Genomic DNA, 18288 nt, shown 5'->3' on the forward strand with positions numbered 1-18288 from the left:
AATGTAAATGTTAAAATTATTGGATAAATTTTATTATTATCTAATGAATTAAATACTATGTTTGATATAACTATCATTATTCAAAAGATATTATTAAAATGGTGTTGTTCAAAATCTGGTTGAAAGATTTTGAAGTCACAATATTAGTCAAAACATTACATATAATACAAAAAAATGTACAATTGATTATGTTTTGTTTATTCTTATGTGTTTCTTGCTTAAATAAAGGTTTCCCTTCATAGTAGCACAAGCTAGCCCCAGGAACCCCCCGGTTAAAAGTTTTCATTATATATTCTTAATCCTTCCTCTTTGATATTCAAGGCCGCATTATAATCCCTGTCATGTACGGTTTTACATTTAGGACAAGTCCAAGTTCTATCATTTAATGTCAACTCTTTATTTTCATAGTGACAATTATGACATAATTTTGAACTGGGATACCATGCATCTATTCGGATTAATGTTCTACCATATCTATCTGCTTTGTATTGTAATTTGTTAAATAAGCTATTCCAACTTTTTGTTTGTATCTGTCTTGCAAGATTATGATTTTTCATCATACCTTCAATGTTTAATGATTCAATTACAATTACTTGGTTTTCTCTAATTAATCTGGTGGATAATTTATCGTATTCATCATTTATTATATTATGTATTCTTTTATATGTTTTACTTATTTTTATTTTGGTTTTTTTGTAGTTATTACTATCCTTTTTTTGTCTGGATAATTTCTTTTGTAAGAAAATGATATGATTTTGTAGTTTTATAATCCGTGGCGACTGATTAAATACTGTATTATCACTCATAACAACAGTGTTCTTTATTCCCACATCTAATCCAATAACATTTTCACTGGCAGGTAACCTTTCTACAGTCACATCAGTATATACTACAGATACATAATAATTACCTGTATGTTCTCGTGTAATGGTTGCTGATAAAATCCTGCCTTCCGGATGTAGTTTATTTTTAGCTTTCACCCATCCAACTTTAGGTAAACGAATCTCATCCCCATAAAAACGAATAGTATTCCCATTATTGACACTAGTATAACTTTTTTTATCATCTTTCTTACTCTTATAATGTGGAAATCCACCCCGTTTATCAAAAAACGCTTTGAAAGCTTCATCCAAATATTTAACTTCACGTTGCAACGCAGTAGAATCCACATCCCTAAGATAAGTATAATGAGTTTTATATTCCGATAAAACACGACAACACTCAACATAGCCATAATCAATACCCAACTGATCATACATAAAGATACGACCATCCAAGAAATAATTCCAAACCTTACGACAACATCCAAAAGTCTGATTAATCAAAACTTCCTGACTATCAGAAGGATACAAACGATAAACCACACCCATCATCAAAAAACAATCCACACTCCCTACATCATAAACACAACATCCAACAATAATTGAACGTTACGATAAATATATCATAACTAGTATATAAATGTTTCGATAAAACACGAAAAAACTAAAAAATAATACATAAAATAACATAAAAAATATAAACAATTCCAAAAAAAATATAACAAAAAATAATAAATATAAACAATCCTAAAAAAAATATTATACAAAAAAATATACATACATTACATGAGACAAATATAAACATATTTTTTTATAAAGAAATATCTTTTTCAACCACATTTTCAACAGCCACTTAAAATAAAATTTTTTAATAATTTATAAATGATTAGGAGTCAAAAGAATAAAATGTTAAATAAGAATGTATTCTATTTGTATTGGCTATTATTTTCTTGATTATTAGCGTATCTGCAGTATCAGCTGCAGGTGCATCCGTTGATGATGTAACATCATCTTCGGATATTTCACAAAATGCTGGGGGAGATTCTCTTAACACTCAAACGATTGTTAAAGATGAATCCAATTTGAAAACAGCAGGTGTGTCTGATAATTTTGAAAGTGATGTCAATGCAAATGATAAAATAGTAAAAGATGAGCAGAACATTAAAACTGCTCCAAAAACAATAGTAATTACTAATAGTACAATTGACAGCTATTTCGATTACAGTGAAGACAGTCTTGGTTTAAAAAGCGGTGTTTCTGCCGGTGATACATTGGATTTCCTGGGTAATATTGACCGGCCTGGTAAAACCCTTGTAATTGATAAGCCGGTGAATATAACAGCTTCCAAAGCTAACAGTCGTATTTATTTAAATACAACTGCTCAATCCATGTTTGGGGATGATGATATTCCATGTTTCATGGTTACCAAAGGTGGATCATACTCAAATATCAGTGGTATATTCCTTTACAATACACAGCTTTATGTTAAAAATGCAAATCATATAAAAATAAACAATATTTCTACACAAGTACAAAATCAGAGAGTAGGTAGTGGTGTGGGTCAAACTTCAATCAGGGACAACTCATCATATATTATAGTTGAAAACTCCACGTTCACAACCGAAAACAATGGTGGAAGTAGTAATTTTGTATTGGCATGGGCAAGTCACTGTACTATCCGAAACAATGTTGTAAGAGGTATTGGAGAGGTGGGTAATTTAATATACCTGACAACATATAACGTTGAGGGTGTAAATGAAAATATAACATCATCAAATACATTAAATTCCCACAATTTAATAGACAACAATACAATATATGGACCAGCAAACCCATCTTCCATACGTTGGGGAATTGTAATCTGTGGTAAGGAGAATATTGTATCAAACAATAAAATCTACTACAACGGTACAGGTATTACACAACAGTATATGGCAGATGGAAGACCACAAAGTATTGACACAACAATCATAAACAATGAATTATATGGTTGTAAGTTATATTGTCCTGAAGGCGGAATAGTATATAACAACACAGTTCAAGGTGAGTTAGTACCTGCAGCTAATGCTCAGATATACAATAATACAGCAAATTCCCTTACTTTATCATCCAATATGACATTTGCAAACAATACAATTAACGGTAATGTAACAATACCACCAAATACAAAGAACATAACATTGTCAAATTGTACAATAAACGGTAATGTATCCGTAAAAACGGGTGATTCTTCAAGCTCTATTCCTGCAAACATTACCCTGGAAAACTTACAAATCAATGGTGCAATCACTCTAACCAGTAAAGAAGGTGCAGTAGATACATTAACAGTTAAAAACAATAACATCACCGATGGAATATACTTATCCAGTAAAAGAAACAATCAAATAAAAAACGTGCTAATAGAAAACAATAACATCACTAGCAATGCTGATTATGCTCTTATAATTAATAAAACAGTAACAAATGTGACTATACAGTATAATTATTTAAGATCAGCTAATGGTGAGGGTATTAATGCTATATCCATAACATCCACGGATACAGATTCAATTATCATTAGAGATAACCCTTCTTCTCTATCAGATAACAATGTGAATATTCAATTAAGTGATACTGAATTAATTCCGGGGAAAACTACTGTGTTTACCGTGCAATTGTTTGATAATAAATTTAATAAGATAAATGTTGGAAAAGTGGTATTTAAAATCAATGGTAAAACAGTTAAAGATGCCAATGGTAAAGTTATCTATGCAAAAGTAGTTAATGGAACAGCAAGTGTTGCTTATGATGTTCCAAAAACTTTTGTAGATAAAAATGTAACTATCCTTGTTAAATATGTGGGATCTTCCAAATATAATTCTACACAAATCGAAAAAACTGTTTATATTGATAAAAAAGAAGTGAAATTGAATGTTGAGATTAATGATAATGTTCAAGAAACTTCAGTAATATCCTTAAAAGCAACTATTGAAAGTCTTGACAATTATACTGTTAATGAAGGTATAATAATATTTAAAATAGATGGTAAAACAGTTAAAGATGCCAATGGTAAAGTTATCTATGTAAAAATAGTTAATGGAGTGGCATCAATTGAAAATTATGATATATCTTCATTAAAAATAGGTACTCATGAAATTTATGCAATATATAATTCAATGTTATATGGAAAAATAGAATCCACTGCAACAAGTTTCAATGTAACAATTTAATAAAATTACCTTTTTTTTTATTTTTTTAAATAAAATCCTACACTATATTCTCTTATTTTAATCCTAATTACTTATGTAAATTTAGATATATAATTGAAAAAGGGATAAAGTAATGTTTTTTAAAAAAAATAAGGGGTTTATTTCATTTTATGATCAACATTATCTCCATGATAATCATAATAATGACCATTTTTATAAGTTACGGCACGTTTGTATTTACCATTCATCACAACCCAATTTCCACTATCATCTGGTGGTGCTAAAGTATTTCCTTTTGAATCTAATATGGAACTTCCTTCACCTGATGCCCGTGAAGATTGTTTGCTAGTTGATGATTTTTTAGTAGAACTTTGTATTGGTTTTTGACTATTTTTACTATCATTAATAGATGAATTATTGCTATCATTTTGGGTGCTATTGGTATTGTTTACACTTATGTTTTCCACGGATGTATTATTAGATTTGTTTTCTACATTTTTATTGAAATAATTACTTCCCATTATAAAAATCGTTAATAATAGAAGTATGACTATAATTATTATTGTTATCATCCTTTTATTTCTTATATAAATCACCTTTTAGTATGTCACATTTTTTGAATAGACTATTTGATCATGTTTTAAATCTTTAACTACTATTTCTGCTTTTATAGGCATTTTTGCATCCTTTTGACCATAATAATGTGAATCTAGTTGATATGTCTGGTTTTTCTTGATTTCACTTTTAATTCCGCTATCATAAGTTTCACTTATTTGAGTTCCAAGTTCATCATACCAATATGTTTTAACGGAAACACTATCAAATGTCTCGGAAGAAGTTAATTTACCGGTTATATTGACTTGGGGGTATCCATATTCTGATGTAGTTACAGCATTCAAATCAGTTATATTTATAGCATTAGCCCGGTCATTTACTTCCATGTCCGATACAACAGTAATGGATAAAGATAACAATATTATCAATATTAATGAGACAATTGGAATAAGTTTTAAGTTCTTTTCAGGAACTTTTTTTATTTCTTTAGGTTCATCTCCAAAAAAATGACTATCTGAGTCTATCAAATTTGTATTATCCGATTTATCTTTCTCATAATAAGCTAAAATTAACGCTAAAGCAAAGAAAACAAATGGGTAAATCCCTGTATAATGGCCCAATATCAATCCTATAATGGCAATAATATATAATGCAAGAGTAATTTTATAATCCTTATTAAATAGAATAATTCCTAATACTGCTATCAAACTAGCGACTATTATTGCAATTATTTTTAAGAGGTAACTATTTGTAATTTGATTAAAACTTAATGAGATGATTATTGATCGGAATATAAATATAATACCTATGATTATTGCAAGATAATTTAAATTATATCTTTTAAAATCGCTGACTTCCATATTAAACCTCCTAATTTTTTTTAATATAATTATAGTATATAACATTTTGAATATAAATAATTAATCTTAAAATAGATGAAGCAAAATAAATAACCAATAAATAAGTTGTCTTTAAAAAAAGTTATATGATGAAGATTAAGTCTCTCCACCATTATAATCATATGGTTCATACATTTTGACCCATTCTTTAGCTATTGGATTATATCTATATCCATCATACCATAACGATTTTTCTTCATCAGTTTTTTTACGGTATGTCGCGGTTACTTTTAATGGAGTATAACCGGATATCAATTCATGTGATAAGTATTCTTCTGAAAAATCTGTAAACTCTCTTGCGATTATATTTCCATTAGAATTCTTGAAATAGAACGTCGCATTTAACAGTAGATTCTGTGCTTGACCATCTATGCCCATATAGATGTCCTCAACATATACATATGCTCCTTGTGGCCATTGCCAGTCTGGTCTATATTCATAAAATGATCCGAATCTATCAGTATAAACAAGTATTTCATCAGATTTATCTTTATAGAAGTTTAATGTTAGGTTATATGTCTTCATTACAGTAAATGTATTTGAATTGGTACTTGTCAGATAGTTTTCATTTCCGGTTACAGTTGCTTCGACAGTATTTGTTCCGACTTTGGTGGTTTTATAGTTGAAAGTGTAATAACCATATTTATCTGTTTTTAAGTTGAATCGTTCGTTATTTATTTTGATTGTAATGTTGGCGTTTGCTATCATATTGTTTCTATCATTCATAACTCCACCGGATACTGTAATATATTCTCCTAATGATATGATATCTGGGAATGAATCTATAAATACAGATGATTCTCTCTTAAATACAGTGAATGTTTTTGATTTACTCACAGGGTTGTAGTATTCTGTTCCATTAAATTTGACTGTTATGTTGTTTTGTCCTGCCTTTTTTGTACAATAGATGTAGTGAAACTCTCCATATTCATCTGTTCGTGTGTAGTATGTTTCACCGTTGATGTTTAATATAACTCTAGTTAGTTTAAGTCTATTGTTGTCTTTATCTCCTAGATATCCATCAATTTCAGTATTTTCATCATAGTTTACATTCTTTACGGTATAATCTATTGTTGTAGGCATGTGTATAACCGTGAATGTTGTTTTATTGCTTGTTTGAAGGTAATTGCTGTCTCCATCAAACGTTACTGTAATGCTATTGGTTGCTACTTTGTTTGTCTTATTTGAATATTTGAAATTTCCTTGGTTATCCGTATTGATTTTAATTGTTGCTCCGTTGAAGTTAACCGTGAGTGTTTTGTTGTTTAACACTTCATTTGATTTGCCTATAATTTTACCTGTAAGAGTTACATTCTTATTAAATTCTACTTTATCTATGGAATCCAGTTTTATCTGTGTGTCTTGTTTTATTATGTTGAATCTATTTGTGGTATTTCTACCGCTTTTGTATGCTAGTCTGTCCTGTGTTACAACTTCAAGTGTGTTGTATTTGTCCTGTAATGGTAATGGGGTATTTTTTATGTTTAGTTTTCCATTTGTCGAGTAGTAGTACATTGCTTGTGTTCCATTTTTTAGGCTTACTCCATTTATTTTAATTATGCACTTGTTTGGCCCTGATACATAGTTTCCAAGGTAATCCCTGATTGATGTGTTAAGGGAGAGTTGATGTTTTTTGTTGTCGATTGTCACGTTGTCTATCGTGATTGTTATTGGTGATCTTTCAACCTGGAATGTACTGGTGTTTCTTATGTTTTCCTGATAGTTTTTATTGTAGAATCCAGCGAGTATAGTATGATTTTTAGGTGTTAATGTCTGTGCATCTGTTACTCCTGATAATCCAAGTGGTATTGTGTAATTTGTTATGGCTACTCCATTGGTGACTTTTGTTTTCAGTACTTCGCCCGTGGAGTTTTTAAGCGTTAATCCGTTTACTTTAAAGTATACGTATTCGTCCTCGAATGGGATTAGCTTTGTAGTTTTTTGATTGTTTGTAATGTCATAGATCTGTGCCTTAAGCGTTAGCTTTTGTCCCTGTTTTATTGTCTTTACATTGCTTGATACGATTATGGATGCATCTCTTTGCTTGATTTGTACTTTGGCTGTGTTGCTGCGTGAAGAATCATATGTATTTGTACCTGAGTATACTGCCGTTAGGTTCTGTGCATATCTCATACTTAGGTCTGCTGTTACGTTGACTGTTGCTAAGCCCTTTATCACATTTACCTTGAGTGGATTATCGGAGCCAGTTAACTTTTTATTGTCTTTAAGTGTTAATCCGTTTAATTTAAACAGTACATATCCCTCGTTGACTTTTTTGTTATTTGAATCATATACCTTTGCATTTAATTCAAGTGTTTCACCTATTGTACCATTGTTTTTTGTTACTGTTGTTTTTGTAGGAGTTTTTATCTCTTCTTTTTTATTAGTTTTATATTCCTTTGTCATATCGTGTTCTAAATGATTATCAGCGTCTTTTATGACTTCTGATGTTGGGATATCATTGGATATTTCACTGGCATATGAAATGCCTGTTAATATGACTATTAGTATTGTAAATAGGAATATTTTGTGAATAATTTTCATTTTGATTTTTCACCACCTCTTTTTCTTGTATAAATTATATATGCATAGCTTATATTTATATTGATGTTACAATCTTATTTTTCTTTATTATTCTTTATTTTGGATTTTTATTTAAATCCATTGGATTAAAACATGAGTTTTTTTTCATGGGATAAATTTAAAGTATATGTCTTTTGTCACGTATTAAGCTTTTTTATCTAAGAACTTTCGTTATTGTTGTTATTTTGCTTCTATGATATTTTATTATATGTTATATTGGTTATTTAACTGTATACTCTAATTTAATTGATATATGATTCTATATTGGATTGAAAACTGCTCTAAAAATGCATGTCTGTCTAGGAGTATATGATTTATCTATGCCGCTGATAAAGGAGCAGCACTATACTCTAATGGTAAGTTTTTCAGATACTCAAACAACATATTCACAAATAACCAGGCAAAAACAGGCCAAAGCGTATGTGTCGAAGGACCATATTACAGTTTATTCAGTGGATGGGACAATAACACCTATGAAAACAATTCATATTTAGACTATGGTGGAAATGCAGATTATACAATAAAACCTCATATTATAAGAGGTATGATAAAAATAGTTTCAATAAATCCTATCAAAAGTCCAAATAAAAAAACCATAATAACAAGCAACAACAAAGAAATACCAATAACAAACAACCAACTAACCCTTGGAGTACTAAACCAGATATTCAACCAAAACTTCACAAATGGACACCTACTTGTCTACATTGATGGAAAACTAGTCTTCAACGCTACAACAACAGACGACCTATCACAACTAATCTACAACCTACTTGATTTGTTAAGTGGAAATCATGAAATCAAGGTAGAATTCACTGATAATGAAAATCAGACAAACACTTTCAAGGAAAATATTAATATAGAATAATAATTCTTTTATTAATTCATTCCCCTCTTTTTTTTGATTTTTAATAGTGTGTGAGGCAATTATGAGAGTTTAACATAATCATCCCGATTATCCACAGAAAATTTTATTATTATCTTTCTAATTTTTAATTTAAATCTATTAATATTTTATATTATCTTTTTATTTATCTTCTTGTATTTAATTATCATTTTTTTTAATATAATAGAGTGTTCGAAATTCAATCCAACAAACAAAACTTTATTTCCAGTATAAGTAAAAATTTTGACTTGTTTTTTTTAATTTAAATGCTATTTTTCACTAAATATTAAGGTGTATAATTGTCATATAGTTTCTTAGTATTTGTAACTATCTTTGTATATATTGTTATTATCCTCATAACAGTACTTTTTATTTTTTGTTATTATTATTTTAATATAATTTTTTTTAATAATAATTTTTAAATAGTTGGAATTATATAATATAAGTAATTAAAGTATAGGTGGGTATGTGTTATGGTAATGACAAAAATAAGTAAAGGTTATAAAATAACTATTCCACGTGTTATTCGTCGTGAATTAAACATTAGTGAAGTTGATAACATTGAATGGAAAATTAATGAAAATATGAATATTGAATTAATTCCACATAAAAAGAAGTCAATGATGGATTTAATAGGGATAATAAGTGATGAAGAGTTGGATGCTGTAGAATCCTGTGAAAAAGCATCAAAAGGAGAATTATAACAAATGATACTGGTTGATAGCAATTATATGATAGCTTTAATGAATAATAAAGAAAAAAATCATAAAAGGGCAGTAGAATTAGCATCCAGAGTAGATAACGATGAAAAAGTAATGCCAATATTAATGTTGTCTGAAGCTGTAACAAGTATAGGAAGTCGAAAAAAAGGTAAAGAAGCTAAATTATTATATGATACATTGATTGATAATTTTGAAATATATTTTCCAACATTTAATGAAATAAATACTGCAATGCAGTGTGTACTTAAATATGATGGTACATTAGCTTTAGCCGACTGTTTAGCTATACTTATTATGAAAAAAAGAGGAATAACTGAAATAGTTTCATTTGATGATGATTTTGATAAAGTAGAAGGAATTGTACGAATTCATTAACAGATCCTTTCTCTTTCTTATGCAACAAGTATTGTCTTTAATTTCGTTCTCATTTAATTCTTATTTAATTAGTCTCCATACTTGTTCAATTGGATTTAAATGTGGTGAACGGATGGATAAAAAAGTTAAATCAATATTTAATATTTTTGCAATTCTTGCTATGAATTTGGATTTATGTGGTTTAAAATTATCTAAAACTAATTTTTATGGTTTTTTAAGCTTTTAATTTCTTTTGATTTTTAAATTCATGTAATAGCAGTTCTATTATTTGTCCATCTTTGTTTCTTCTTTTAGTTATATTGCTCAACAGTTGGTTTTTACAGTTTTTTCTAATTTTATCTGCTAATTTGTCGGTAGTATCATTTTTGTTGTAACGTTTAATACATTGATTTTAGTTTTTCCTGCCGTATCTAATAATATCTTAAAAGAAGTAATAAAATTTATCATTTTAGTTTGCTAATATACTATAATTTAATATTTTTTTGGATAGATTTGCATGTTCTCTATCCTTTTTGCTATTTACAGTTTTTTGTGGGAACGTTTTGGTTTTGTGGGTTCAAAATAGGATATATGTTTGTGGGAACAATACTGATTTGTATGTACAAAATATTTAAATGTGTTCTTCTAACTGTTATATGCCTGTATATGTGTTAAATATTTATTCAGATACTCCTGATGATTTTACTGTTTACAATACAATATCACCCAGTATATACTATCTTATCGACACTACTAAAGATATTAAAAATACGTATCCTGGAAACTAAAAGAACAAGCAAATAATAAGACAATAATTATTTCAATTAAAATGATGAACAAACAATTAATTATGGAATAAGTATCATAAACAAGATATGATATATTTAGGAGTGTTTCACATTATCAGAATACCAAAAAAAGGGTAAAAAATGGGGGGATAAGTTAATTTGCCACTCTGATAGTAGTGGTAGTGTTACGCTGGCTTTTATATGCCAGTCTGTCCTGTGTTACTATCTCGATTGTCTTATAGTTATTGTATGCAGGTATGTCAATGTTGTTAATCTTCAGGATACCATTGGTTGAATAGAAATATAATGGCTGAGTAGCATTTTTAAGGCTTACACCATTTATTTTAACCACGCACTTGTTGGGACCTGCCACAATGTTGCCTAGATAATCCTTGATGGTAGCAGTAAGTGACAGTTTGTGTGTCTTGTTGTTTACCGTGGCATTTGCTATCGTTATGGTGATATTTGACCTTTCAACCTGGAAAGTGGATGTGTTTCTTATGTCCTCGACATAATTCTTGTTGTAGAAACCTGCCAGTATGCTATGATTCTTAGGTGTCATGGTCTTGCCGTCGGTTACACCGGATAATCCAAGCGGTACAATGTAGTTTAAAGTTGCAACGCCATTTACTATTTTTGCCTTAAGCATGTTGCCTTTGGAGTCCTTTAATGTGATACCGTTTACCTTGAAGTAGACGAATTCATCCGCATATTTGACGATATTGGTACTTCGTGTACCGCCGGTTGTGTCATAAATCTGTGCTTTAAGTATTAATGTCTGTCCCTGCTTTATAGTTTTAACGTTACTTGATACTACTATCATGGCAGTTCTTGGCTTAATCTGTGCTTTTGCCTGACCGCTATCGGATTTGGCATAAAGTGTTGATCCGACATAGCTGGCTGTTATCTGTGAGATACTTTTCATGCTTATATCGGCTGTTATAGTGGTTGTAGCAACCCCATTTGACACGTATACCTTAAGCGGATTGTTTGAACCGGTAAGCTTGCCGTTATCTTTGATTGTAACGCCGTTTAGCTTGAAGATTACATTACCACCCTCAACGTTGGTGTTGGCATTGTCCTTCACGGTCGCCTTAAGGGTAATCCTGTCACCTATAAATCCGCTTACCGCTTGAACTGTTGTGGTCGTACTTACAGCTTTAAGGCTATCTTCAAATCTGTTGTTTGTAATTACACCATTGTTTCCGTTATTTTCTATCGTGGATGGATACCTGGTTCCATAGTAGTTGACGTTACCGCTTGAGGTTACGCCTCTGCCATAGTTGTTGACGTTGTAACCTACATCACTGGATGGGTTGGCCGTGAAGTTATTGTATCTGATTTTGAAATTGTTGCCGTCATTGTATATTGCCGAACCGCTTTCTGCCCTGTTTTTAATGAATTTATTATAGCATACATCAACTGATGAACTGTTGATATATATTGCTCCTCCAATGTTTGCAAGGTTATTGTTGAATGTGTTAAGTCTTATGGTGGTATTTTTGGCATTTTCTATTGATATTGCTCCTCCATATCCATCATATTCATTGGCATTGTTTGACTCGAATACGTTGCTTGAGATGACCGTGTTTGCACTGTTATACAGGCATATTGCACCACCCTTGTATGCTCCGAGGCTCTTTTTAAACAGGTTGTTTGTAGCTGTCAGGCTTCCTTCGCTTTGAATTATTCCACCCCAGCCGAGCACTTCATTATTGTACGTTTTGGAATTGACGATTGTCAGGGTACCCTTGTTGTATATTATGGCGTCTCCACATGCATTATCTGTTATTGAACAGTTGTTTATGGTTGTCTTGTAATTGTTTGCTATCAGTGAATCTTCAAAGAATTTGTTGTTGGTTATCAATGAATTTGCAATGGATAGTTCTGCTTGATTGGCCCTGTTATAAATTATAATTCCATGGCCTTCGGCGTAGTTGTTGTTGAATTCACAGTTGTTGATGGTGGCCTTCTGCAGGTTAAGTATTGCCGCACTGGCGCGTGCTTCATTGTTTTTAAATATTGTATCTGTTACTGTTAATTCCTTCTGATTGTATATTGCCCCACTATCTGTTGCCGTGTTATCGGTTATTTTTGAATTCCTGACTATCAGGGTTCCGATGTTGTAGATTGCACTGCCGTTTTTTGCATTGTTGGATTGGAAGTTACTGTTTGACACGGTTAATGTCTGTCTGTTGTATAATGCAGATCCTGTGTTTCCCTTGATGTTTATAAAGCTACAGTTGTCTACAATCATGTTTTGATAGTTGTTTATTATTGCATAATAATCGCCCGTGTATTTGATTACGTTTGAGTTTTTAAACACACAGTTTTTGATACTTAGATTTCCATGGTTTGAAATGATTGATTTGACGCTCATCCTGTCAAAGGTTATATCAGAGAAGGTTACTCTATGTCCGTTTGCTACTTGGAATACGTGGCTGTCATCCATTGCCTTTGATTCTCTTGTAAGAACGGTCTTATCATTTGATGTGATGGTAATGTTCTTGTAGAATATGTCCTGTGTTGTTGCTGCAAGAACATACTTATCTCCGGATAGGACGATCTTGTCATTATCCGCTGATACGCTTATGGCCTTCTGGAGTGAACGGTATGGCTTGTCGCTTGTACCAAGTCCGGTCGTGTCATTACCTGTCCTCTGGTTTACTATTATCTCCTTGTTTTGTGCTTGTTTAATGCTCTTATCATCCTTTACTATTGGGTTATGATTTGCTACTTCACTACTGTCCGTACTGTCTACGGGACTTGTATCGTCACTAATTGCTGTGCTGTTGTCAGTAGCACTTACAACTCCCATTATAAATACGAGCAATAATAGAAGTAATGTTATCTTATTAACATTCCTCATTTTATACTTTCCTCCATTGTCTTTTTGTTATTATTGAAAGTATGATTATTATTATGTTCCTTTTGATATTAATTTTATACTATTTGATTAGGAAAATAAGGATTCCGTTTTTACATTATAATATTATTTACTAAAAAGAGTTTAATTCGTTTTTTAAGATTAAATATTAATCTACACGGCTTATGTTTTTAGAAGATTACATGTCGTGTAATGTAAAGTTAAATAATTTAAAAAAAGTAAAAATGATGGGGTTTACTATCCATCTTCTGAAGGGACATCCTCATCTTCTGAAAGGTTATCCTCGTATGACTTGAACGGGTTGTCCTTGGTAGGATGCGTTTTTGCCTTTACGGTCAATCCCATTTCATCCTTCTCATATATAAGTTCCCTGAATACCGAAACCACTATCAGTGCCAGTATAATTGAAAATGGAAATGCCGTGATTATAAGTATGTTCTGAAGTGCATCCAGTCCACCATTTATAAGAAGTATCGTTGCAATACTTGCCAGTATCACTCCCCAAATAATCTTGGTCCTGTTTGATGCATTTTCATTTCCGTTCTCGGATAATATTGCCAGCACTACCGTAGCCGAGTCAGCCGATGTTATAAAGTATATGATGACCAATATTATTGCTATAACCGATAATATAATGGATAACGGGTATTGGTTGAATACTCCAAAAAGCATCTGATCAACAGACATGCCGATGATTGGATTTCCGGGTGTTGCTATATCCATTGCCAGTGTTCCGAATACTGAAAACCATATGAATGAAAACAGTGAGGGTACCAGTAAGATATATGTTAGAAATTCCCTGATGGTTCTTCCCTTTGATATGTTTGCAATGAATACTCCTACAAACGGAGACCATGAAATCCACCATGCCCAGTAATAAACCGTCCAGGTTTGGACCCAATCCTGTTGGGCTAAAGTACCTGATGCGGCAGTTCTGAAACTCAAACGGATAAAGTCATTCATGTAAGCACCAATGCTTTCAATAAAGAAATTTGCAATATCCAATGATGGACCTATTGATAGGGCAATCAACATCAGCAGAATAGCCAGTAGAATGTTTGTATTGGATAAAATTTTAACTCCCCTGTTTATTCCCGAAACAGCCGATGATAAGAACAGGACTGTTGCTATTGCTATGATTATGATTTGGACATTAATTGACTGGATTACTCCAAACAAATAATTCAATCCACTGTTAATTTGAACAGCACCCAAACCTAGTGATGTTGCAACACCCACAACGGTTGCAAATATGGTAAGGGCATCAACTACGTAACCTAATTTTCCTTCAGTATACTTACCGAACAATGGCTTTAAAGTCGATGATATATTGGGAACTTCCTTTTTCCTGTATTTGAAGTATGCTATGGCCAATGCAACCATACCATAGACTGCCCATGCGGAAATTCCATAATGGAAAAATGAATATTTCAATGCATCAAGCATTGCCTGCTGTGAATAAAGGCTTGCTTCAGGTGCACTTACCGCATAAAGGGATAATGGCTCGGTAGCTCCATAAAATACCAATCCTATACCCATACCTGCCGAAAACAGCATGGCTATCCATGAAAATGTTGAATATTCCGGCTTTGAATCAGGATCTCCCAGCCGAATCTTACCCATAGGATGAAATATTACAACTATGCTTATTACCACACACAGGAATACTACCATCAGATAAAACCATCCGAAGTGTATTCCCAGAAATTCCCTGATAAATGTGGTCGTTTGTCTGAAAGATTCTGGAAATGTCACTGCTAAAATCATTATAAACAGGAACGGTATGACTGCCAGCCATAGAACCGGTTTATTAATGTTGTCTGTCTGTTTAATGTTACCCTCTCCCATTGGAATGTATTATATATTATACACTGCCTTTTTTTTTAAGCATAAAACGTATTCGAATTGAAATAGTGATTAAAATTTATTACTTGATTATGAATAAACATATGAAATCACTATAAAAATTGGAAAATATTCATAGTGTCTTCTATAATAGTCTATTTGAATAACATCTAATAAATAGTCTATGATAATTGATTTAATCTAAAACGTCGTCTACATTCTTTTTATGTAAAAAAAAATGGATGTGTGAAGAGTTTTTTTAATGAATGGATATATATCTTTAACGGGCTTGTCATATATGATGAAAACTGAATCCATATATGCAGATATTTTTTAAAAAATTTTAACTATTCCTATAATTCAAAGTATTTCTTCAATGGCATTATTGAAGAGTTATGTTGAAAAACAATAATATTTTTTGAAATCCCTGTTTTTTCAAACATTAACTTATTTGTTATTCATTTATTTGCTTTTGAAAAAGATGATATATAAATTGGATAAATGATTTCATTTCAAATGTTTGGATTGTTTTTAAGAAAAATAATGTGAGTGTTGAATAAACATTTTGTTTGAGAAATTCTTACCTATAACTAGATTTGGGGGGTAAGGTAGAAGGATTTAATCATCCTCCTATAACTGCTTTCCACAGTTTCCACAATGTTTTGCATCCTCTGGGTTTGCAAATCCACATGCAATACAGGTTTTTGTAGGCACCTGATTGGATGAATTCTGATTGCCATAGTCCAATGGATTACTTTCTTGTTGATTGTTTTGCATTTGATTATCCTGCGGATAATAATTTGCTTCCTGATTATACTGTTGATTATCATAGTTCTGCTGGTTGTATTGCTGGTATTGATTTTGTCTTTCAAACTGTTTGTTAAAGAGTAATCCATTACATCTTGCACTGAATAACATTAGATACGTGTATAAAAATCCGATAGTAATGATGTTACCAATAACCGGAATAAATGAAACAAAACTACCTAATAATGACACTATAAAACCACAAACTGCTATAATTAATGCCATTATGAATAAATTTAACAATCCTATCTGTTTAGCTATATTCCAGATATTATCTATCTGCAATGATTGGCTTATACTATTTGTTCTAGCCAGCGTACCTAGAATTACAGGCATCAATAATGAAATGATAAATATTACTACATAAAATACTATTGTAATAATAACTACTATTACAGCAATTGCAGATTCACTTGCGTTACTCATTAAAGCAGCAAATAAGAATACTACAACAAGGTATATTACAATAGGTATGAGAACATAGATTAATATGGTAATAAAACTTTTAAAACCCATAACCAAATCATTTTTCACGTCAAGTTCTGGTAAACTGTTATTATGATTAATGGTATTTTTGATAACATCCAATGAAATACCTGAATCTAACAGAGCAACCACTATAAGAACTACAAGTAGTAAAATAACAGATAACCCTGTAGTCATGTAAATTAAATCTGAAATATTATTAGGTTGGAGTAAATAACCCATACCCAGCAGGGTTATTAATCCTATGAGCAATCCAAGTATAATATTAGGTATTGCAAGTCTTATGAATCTATTTGTATCATTTATAGGATAATATATAGCATCTTTAACAATATCTTCAAGGTCCATAACTTTTTCCTCCTATATAATTGTTGATAATTAATGCTTTGTAATTTATAACTTTATATATTTTACTTTTCTTAGAATCCCGTTATGTTTCAAGAAGAAATCAACTAATTATTTCTTGCATATTGTATTATCATCCTCATTTGCCATTTTTTTTTATAGGCGAGGTTATATGTCAATAGATAATTCGCCTATTTAATCGATTTGATTTTAATTATTTCCAATATTATAACTCCAATTGTTTACATACATTAATAAATACATCCTATAATAAAACAATAATTAGAGGTAGATACTATGAGACAAAATATCAAATTACTCATGATAGCAATTGTAATAATCGCATTGCTGGCTACAATAGGTGCATATATAGCATTAACACCTCAATATGAGACTATTGATGTCAATGGATATAAATTGGAAGTACCTAAGAGTGACGTGAATATTACAAGCGTAAATGACAATTTTAAAATATATGATGATAAGAAGGACAACATTACAATCAAATCCTATGCAATAAACAATGTCAACGAATCAAACTATACGGGAGCATTGGAGATAACAGAACAATTAAACTCGGACAAGGGACAAAACTGCACATACAATAACATAACACTACGCAATGATAGTGGTAACTACACCTACTTTGATGTAAACGACTATCAGATAATAGAAATAACAAGCAATAACCTGGATTCCATAACTCATCTTGTAAAAAGCATTAACAAAACCGAGATAAAGCCACAAGGTAATGTGACAATTAATCTAAAAAATATTACTAACGACACGTCTAATGATACTGATTCACAGACATATACCCAAACCAAGAAGACAACTGCAAAGAAAACCACAAGTTCTAACACTAAAGCATCAAGTAGTTCAAAATCAAAGTATACCGATGATGAAGTGTATGATGTTGTTATACCGGGTACTGGTGGAAAAACAACTAAAGCAAGAAGGACAGGTTTAACTGAGTATGGTAATCGATATGAAGAGGTTGGAACAGGTAAGGCTATATATGTTTAAACCTTTTCTTTTTCTTATTTTTATAACGACAATTGATTTTGATTAAATTAGTATCCAAAAATAGTAATAAATAGGGGATTAAATTATATGTTATGT

At 31.1% G+C, this 18288-nt stretch carries 13 protein-coding genes; 5 read left to right on the forward strand and 8 right to left on the reverse strand.

Features of this window, described 5'->3' with window-relative positions; translation table 11 throughout:
• Positions 1 to 272 precede the first annotated feature (272 nt).
• Positions 273 to 1373 carry an RNA-guided endonuclease TnpB family protein gene (locus AW729_RS00950; RefSeq protein WP_112123315.1) on the reverse strand — a complete coding sequence of 367 codons (1101 nt, stop codon included), beginning with the start codon at positions 1371 to 1373 and terminating at the stop codon, positions 273 to 275.
• Between the two features lie 398 nt (positions 1374 to 1771).
• Between AW729_RS00950 and AW729_RS00955 the strand changes: the two genes are divergently transcribed.
• Entirely contained in the window at positions 1772 to 4030 is a 2259-nt protein-coding gene (locus AW729_RS00955; protein WP_112123316.1) for a hypothetical protein, read from the forward strand.
• Positions 4031 to 4167: 137 nt separating this feature from the next.
• On the opposite strand, the gene AW729_RS00960 is transcribed toward AW729_RS00955, so the two are convergent.
• The 3 genes from AW729_RS00960 to AW729_RS00970 form a co-directional block, all read right to left on the reverse strand.
• Complete coding sequence (locus tag AW729_RS00960; protein ID WP_162685704.1) at positions 4168 to 4530, reverse strand: hypothetical protein; 363 nt, start codon at positions 4528 to 4530, stop codon at positions 4168 to 4170.
• Positions 4531 to 4608: 78 nt separating this feature from the next.
• Entirely contained in the window at positions 4609 to 5424 is an 816-nt protein-coding gene (locus AW729_RS00965) for a hypothetical protein (RefSeq protein ID WP_112123318.1), read from the reverse strand.
• A 135-nt stretch (positions 5425 to 5559) separates the two neighbouring features.
• Complete coding sequence (locus AW729_RS00970; protein ID WP_112123319.1) at positions 5560 to 8007, reverse strand: Ig-like domain repeat protein; 2448 nt, start codon at positions 8005 to 8007, stop codon at positions 5560 to 5562.
• 583 nt (positions 8008 to 8590) lie between these two features.
• Here AW729_RS00970 and AW729_RS00975 point away from each other — a divergent pair.
• The 3 genes from AW729_RS00975 to AW729_RS00985 all read left to right on the forward strand — a co-directional run bounded on the left by AW729_RS00975 (position 8591) and on the right by AW729_RS00985 (position 10029).
• A complete protein-coding gene (locus AW729_RS00975; protein WP_112123320.1) occupies positions 8591 to 8914 on the forward strand; it encodes a hypothetical protein in 324 nt (107 codons plus the stop codon).
• A 491-nt stretch (positions 8915 to 9405) separates the two neighbouring features.
• A complete protein-coding gene (locus AW729_RS00980) occupies positions 9406 to 9636 on the forward strand; it encodes an AbrB/MazE/SpoVT family DNA-binding domain-containing protein (RefSeq protein WP_112123321.1) in 231 nt (76 codons plus the stop codon).
• A gap of 3 nt (positions 9637 to 9639) precedes the next feature.
• On the forward strand, positions 9640 to 10029 hold the full coding sequence (locus tag AW729_RS00985) for a type II toxin-antitoxin system VapC family toxin (RefSeq protein WP_112123322.1): 390 nt from the start codon (positions 9640 to 9642) through the stop codon (positions 10027 to 10029).
• 60 nt (positions 10030 to 10089) lie between these two features.
• Here the strand turns inward: AW729_RS00985 and AW729_RS11735 are convergent, their stop codons facing one another.
• The 4 genes from AW729_RS11735 to AW729_RS01005 form a co-directional block, all read right to left on the reverse strand.
• A complete protein-coding gene (locus AW729_RS11735) occupies positions 10090 to 10182 on the reverse strand; it encodes a hypothetical protein (protein WP_394339576.1) in 93 nt (30 codons plus the stop codon).
• A 768-nt stretch (positions 10183 to 10950) separates the two neighbouring features.
• Positions 10951 to 13665: a right-handed parallel beta-helix repeat-containing protein gene (locus AW729_RS00995; RefSeq protein WP_112123323.1), complete on the reverse strand. Its 2715-nt coding sequence runs from the start codon at positions 13663 to 13665 to the stop codon at positions 10951 to 10953.
• Positions 13666 to 13920: 255 nt separating this feature from the next.
• Entirely contained in the window at positions 13921 to 15531 is a 1611-nt protein-coding gene (locus tag AW729_RS01000) for a BCCT family transporter (protein ID WP_112123324.1), read from the reverse strand.
• A 627-nt stretch (positions 15532 to 16158) separates the two neighbouring features.
• The gene (locus AW729_RS01005; RefSeq protein WP_112123325.1) at positions 16159 to 17169 is read right to left on the reverse strand and encodes a DUF4013 domain-containing protein; all 1011 of its coding nucleotides are present in this window, start codon (positions 17167 to 17169) and stop codon (positions 16159 to 16161) included.
• A 294-nt stretch (positions 17170 to 17463) separates the two neighbouring features.
• On the opposite strand from AW729_RS01005, the gene AW729_RS01010 reads away from it, so the two are divergent.
• Positions 17464 to 18192, forward strand: coding sequence for a hypothetical protein (locus tag AW729_RS01010; protein WP_112123326.1), 729 nt, complete (start codon positions 17464 to 17466; stop codon positions 18190 to 18192).
• Positions 18193 to 18288: the final 96 nt, after the last annotated feature.

Origin of the sequence: Methanosphaera sp. BMS (assembly GCF_003268005.1) — an archaeon.
Lineage (GTDB): Archaea > Methanobacteriota > Methanobacteria > Methanobacteriales > Methanobacteriaceae > Methanosphaera.